Source organism: Acidiphilium sp., from assembly GCF_049977125.1.
GTDB lineage: Bacteria > Pseudomonadota > Alphaproteobacteria > Acetobacterales > Acetobacteraceae > Acidiphilium.
The window spans coordinates 1-4568 of sequence record NZ_JBMFGY010000111.1 but is presented as its reverse complement, the minus strand read 5'-3'; the positions used below and the strand labels follow the sequence as shown (position 1 = coordinate 4568).

The following is a 4568-nucleotide window of genomic DNA, read 5'->3' as shown; positions in this document are numbered from 1 at the left end:
TCGCCTGACTTCCCTGAATCGCCGCTTGTGGTACTCTCGCGCTCCGGGGGAAACGATGTCAGAAACCAATGTGTCCTATTGGGCCGAGGCCGCGAAATCGATCGATTGGATCGAACCCTACGATCATGTGTTCGACCCCGCGCAGGGGCCGTTCGGGCGTTGGTTCACCGGCGGCGTCCTCAATACCGCGGCGAATTGCCTCGACCGGCATGTCGCCGCCGGCGCGGGCGACCGGCTCGCCCTGATCTGGGACAGCGCGATGGAAGGGCGGATCGAGCGCCTGACCTATCGCACCCTGCGTGACCGCGTGGCCAGGCTCGCCGGCGCCCTGGCGTCCCGCGGCGTGACCAAGGGTGATCGCGTGGTGATCTACATGCCAATGATACCCGAGGCCGCCATCGCGATGCTGGCCTGCGCGCGGCTCGGCGCCGTGCATTCGGTGGTATTCGGCGGCTTCGCTGCCCCCGAACTCGCCGCGCGGATCGACGCGGCGGCGCCGAAACTGGTGATTGCCGCGTCCTGCGGGCTGGAGCCTGGCAGGGTGGTCGCGTATCAACCGATTCTCGATGCCGCCCTCGCCCTGGCCGCGCATCACCCCGCCGGCGTTCTCATGTTTCAGCGCGACGCCTTGCGCGCCGACCTCCGCGCCGGGCGCGACGAGGATTTCAGCACGGCCGAGGCCGCGGCATCCCCGCATGATCCGGTGCCCGTCGCCGCGACCGACCCGCTCTACGTGCTCTACACCTCAGGCACCACCGGCAAGCCCAAGGGTATCCTCCGGGATAACGGCGGCCACGCGGTCGCGCTCGCCCATTCGATCCCCCTGATTTTCGGCGTCCGCCCCGGCGAGGTCATGTGGACCGCCTCCGATGTCGGCTGGGTGGTCGGGCATTCCTACATCGTCTATGCGCCGCTGCTCGCGGGCGTGACCTCGGTGATGTACGAGGGCAAGCCGGTCGGCACGCCGGATGCGGGCGCGTTCTGGCGGGTCTGCCAGCAGCACCAGGTGAAAACCCTGTTCACCGCGCCCACCGCGCTGCGCGCGATCAAGCAGCAGGACCCGGAGGGTGCGTTGATCGGGCGTTACGATCTTTCCCGTCTCGAAGCCCTGTTCCTCGCCGGCGAGCGCTGCGATCCGCCGACCGCGATCTGGATCGCAACCCTGCTCGACAAGCCGGTGATCGACAATTGGTGGCAGACCGAAACCGGCTGGCCGATCAGCGCGCGGTTTCGCGGCACCGGCCTCACGCCGTTCAAACCCGGTTCCGGCGGCCGCGCCTGTCCGGGCTACGACGTTCAAGCCCTCGATCCGCTCGGCGCCGTGCTGCCCCCGGGCGAGGTGGGCCAGCTATCGATCCGCCTGCCCCTGCCGCCGGGCTGCGCGCCCACCCTGTGGCAGGACGATGCCGGCTATCGCCGCGCCTATCTCGATGCGTTTCCCGGCTGGTACCGCACCGGCGATGCCGGCGCCGTCGATGCCGATGGCGACATCTGGGTGATGGGCCGCACCGACGACATCATCAACGTCGCCGGCCACCGGCTCTCGACCGGCGCGATGGAGGAAGTCCTGGCCGCCCATCCCGATGTCGCCGAATGCGCGGTGATCGGCCGTCACGATGACATCAAGGGCGAGGTTCCGCTGGGGCTGGTGGTGCTCAAAACCGGCGTCACCCGCGCCGAACCCGACATCGCCGCCGAGCTGGTCGCCCTGGTCCGCGCCCGCATCGGCCCCGTGGCGGCGTTCAAGACGGCCCTGATCGTCCAGCGCCTGCCCAAAACCCGCTCCGGCAAAATCCTGCGCGCGACGATGAAACAAATCGCCAACGGCCTCGACCCGGTGATCCCCCCGACCATCGAAGACGCCAGCGTCCTGAGCCAGATCGCCGGCCGGCTGACCGACGAGGGCACCACCGCCTAACCCCGCCGACGCTCGCGCTACCCCGCCCTTCGCGGCGCGCGCAGCAGCACCAGCGCCATCACCGCCGCCGCGAGGCAGATATAGGCCGACAGGCGCAACGCATTATCAAGACTCCAGGTCTCGGCGATAACGCGCGCCTCATGATCGAGCAGCGCAACCGCGCCATCATGCGACAATCCATGCGCCTGCATCTGGCTGATCCATGACCGGGCGGCGGCCCGCGGCATGTCGCTGCGCAGATGATCCTGGATATGGGCGGTCTGGCGCTGCCACAACGTGGTCAGCAGCGTGACCCCCAGATTGGCGCTGGAAACCCGGATGAAATTGCTCGTGGTCGAGGCGATCGCGATATCCTCGGGCGCCACGTCGCCCAGCACGATCATGGTGAGCGGCACGAACAGCATCCCGACCGCGATACCCTGAACCAGTTCGCTCGGCATCGTCGCGCCAAGCCCGACCGCGGGGTTGAAAAACGCCAGCCCATAGGCCCCGCCGTAAATCAGGAAACACCCGACCGCGAGACCCCGCAGACTGATCAGACGGGTCAACCGGCTCATCACGGCGGCGATCGGAATCGCGGTCGCGGCCAGCGGCACCAGCAACACGCCGCCCCACCAGCCGTTGAACCCCAGATCGGATTCCGACCACAGCGGCAAAATCGAGCTCCAGCCAACAAAAATCGACCAGCCAAGGCACAGCAGCAGCAAGCCGAAGCCGAAATTGCGCCGCGCCAGCAGCCGCAACTGCAACAGCGGCACCGGCTCGAACAATTCCCAAATCACGAACAGACCCAGCAAACTCGCCGCGATCAGCGCGACATGGCTGATGAACACGGAGCGGAACCAGCCGAATTGCTCGCCCTGATCGAGCACGATCTGCAACGCAATCAGCCCCGGCCACAGCAGCACCAGCCCGACCAGATCGAATTTCGGCGGCGCCACCCTCGGCCGGTCGTTCGGCAACGCGACCTGCACCAGACCGATCGCAACCGCCGAGAGCGGGATCACCAGCCAGAAAATATCAAGCCACGAATAATTGGTCGCCAGCCAGCCGCCGAACGCCGGGCCCAGAAAAAACGGCACCAGCATCACATTGCTCCACAGCGCGACCGCCAGGGTCTGATGCCGCTTGGGGTAATTGGTCAGCAGCAACGTCTGCACCAGCGGCACCAGAATCCCGGCGGCAACCCCCTGGATCGACCGCGCGATCAGCATCAACGTCAGCGACGGCGCCAGAATCGCCAGAAAACAACTCGCGGCGAGCACGATCATGCTCAGAATGAACAACCGCTTCAGCCCGAATTTGCGCGCGAACCAGGGCATCAGCGCAATGCCCAGCGCCCAGTGGACCAGAAAATAGGTCAGGGTCCACAAGGCGTGATCGCTGCTCGTCGCCAGCGTTCCCGCGACATAGGGATAAATACTCTGCAACGCGCCGCCCGCGAACGACCCCAGCCCCAACCCGAGGCCGGCGCCCAACGTCAACGGCACCAGCGCCACCTTCGGGCGCGTCTCCAGGCCATGGGCATGATGATCGACGATTGATGAGGCAGACATGCTGGCATAATCGCCGATCCCGTGAGCGCTGCATAGCCGCGATCACGCAACCAGTCCGGATAACACCTATGCGCGCAATCCGAGATGCGCCACCCTAGAGCGATATGCGATTAAGTTGACGCGGCAGCGGCAACATAATCGCATGAAATCGCTCGAAAAAATATAATTCTAGAGCGTTATGCTGAAACCATCACACTCTAGATGCGCGACCCTGGCCGCACCGCATTGGCTCCGCGATCACGGATGCTGCCCGCCGCCCGGCCCCCCACCGGGACCATTACCCGGACCACCCCCCGGCCCGCCGTTCCCGTCTGGCCCGCCGTGACCCTGCGGCCGCCCCCGTTGCGGCCCACCCGGTCCCGGCCGCCCACCCGGCCCCTGGGGTCGCCCCGGACCACCAGGACCACCAGGACCGCCAGGACCGCCACGCGGCGGCCCGCCCGCTGGTCCCCTCTCTGGTCCCCTCTCCGGCCGACGCCCCGGCGGCCCGCCGGCCCGATACCCGCCCGGAGGCCCGCCAGGCGGTGCGAAGGACGGACCCCATTGCGGAATCGGGCCACCCGGCCGCGGATGCGGCGCGCCGGGATAGCGTCCGGGCCGCGGCATCCGCAGCCCTGAAAAAAACCGATCCGGCGGCGGCGGCGGCGGCGCGCCATAGGGCGGACGCGGCGGACGCGGAATCCCCGGCGGCGGGGGCGGCGGCGGCGCGTAATAATACCGGTAATACAACGACGGATAATAATACCACATCACATACTGCGCGTAGAGCGATGGCGGATAATACCGCTGATAATACGGCGGCGGTGCCCAATACCCCACATTGTACCCCGGCGAGCCGAAGGTGAAATTCAACGAAATCCCCTGCCCGCGCGCAACGCCGCCCGCCGCCATCACCCCGGCCAGCGCGATACCGCCGAGCCATACCGAACGCCGCGACGGATCATGATCCTGCACGTCAACTCTCCCTCTAGAGCGATATGCGATTAAGTTGACGCGGCAGCGGCAACATAATCGCATATCGCTCGAAAAAATATAGAACTAGAGCGTTAAGCTGAAAGCATAACGCTCTACTCTCGACCGGTTACGTGGTCGTT

3 protein-coding genes are annotated in these 4568 nt (G+C 66.6%); 1 reads left to right on the top strand and 2 read right to left on the bottom strand.

Annotated features, from left to right (window positions below):
- The first annotated feature begins 55 nt into the window (after nt 1-55).
- A complete protein-coding gene (locus tag ACP5E6_RS13855) occupies nt 56-1918 on the top strand; it encodes an AMP-binding protein (protein ID WP_427954905.1) in 1863 nt (620 codons plus the stop codon).
- 17 nt (nt 1919-1935) lie between these two features.
- Here the strand turns inward: ACP5E6_RS13855 and ACP5E6_RS13850 are convergent, their stop codons facing one another.
- Both ACP5E6_RS13850 and ACP5E6_RS13845 read right to left on the bottom strand, forming a co-directional pair.
- The gene (locus ACP5E6_RS13850; RefSeq protein ID WP_427954904.1) at nt 1936-3474 is read right to left on the bottom strand and encodes a DHA2 family efflux MFS transporter permease subunit; all 1539 of its coding nucleotides are present in this window, start codon (nt 3472-3474) and stop codon (nt 1936-1938) included.
- Nucleotides 3475-3711: 237 nt separating this feature from the next.
- The gene (locus ACP5E6_RS13845; RefSeq protein WP_427954903.1) at nt 3712-4428 is read right to left on the bottom strand and encodes a hypothetical protein; all 717 of its coding nucleotides are present in this window, start codon (nt 4426-4428) and stop codon (nt 3712-3714) included.
- Nucleotides 4429-4568: the final 140 nt, after the last annotated feature.